The 734-nt window shown below is 46.2% G+C and carries 1 protein-coding gene; it reads left to right on the top strand.

The annotated features are described in order from the left end of the window. Positions 1–93: 93 nt before the first annotated feature. Positions 94–734 (top strand): IS256 family transposase (locus tag D7Y06_RS25405; protein WP_120410227.1); only part of this gene is annotated, 641 nt, incomplete at its 3' end.

Here is a 734-nt window from a genome sequence, read left to right on the forward strand (position 1 = left end):
GGTAGTGTAAATAAGTTTGTGTTTTTGGAAATAAATGGCTCCTTTTTGGTAAGAATTAGGATATGCAAATTTTTATCGAAAAGGAGTGTTTTTATGCCAGTAGCAAAGGAGCAGATCCGACAGATTATTTCAGAAAACAACTTAAACAGCGTCACTGATGTCTATGCCCTGCTCAGGGACAGCTTCAAAGATATCCTCCAGGAACTTATGGAGGCAGAGCTGGACGCTGCCCTCGGTTATGAGAAAAACCACAAGGGAAACTTACAGACAGACAACAAACGCAATGGGCACTCCCCCAAAAACTTAAAGAGCCAGTATGGAGAATTTCAGATTGATGTGCCCAGGGACCGCAATGGGGAGTTTGAGCCAAAGCTGATACCGAAATACCAGCGGGACATCTCCGGAATTGAAGAAAAAGTGATTTCCCTGTATGCCCGCGGGATGAGCACCCGGGACATCCACGACCAGTTAAATGACCTGTATGGGATTGAACTGTCAGCGGAAATGGTCAGTAAGATCACAGACAAGATACTCCCGCAGGTCAAAGAATGGCAGTCCCGCCCGCTGAATCCAGTATACCCATTTGTATTCATGGACTGCATCCACTACAAAGTCAGGGAAGACGGACGGATACTAAGCCGTGCAGCCTATGTTGTATTGGGCGTGACAGCAGAAGGCTACAAGGAAATCTTAAGTATCACTGTAGGGGCAAATGAGACCAGCAAGTTCTGGCT

The sequence above is a fragment of the Roseburia sp. 1XD42-69 genome (assembly GCF_003612565.1).
GTDB lineage: Bacteria > Bacillota > Clostridia > Lachnospirales > Lachnospiraceae > Roseburia_B.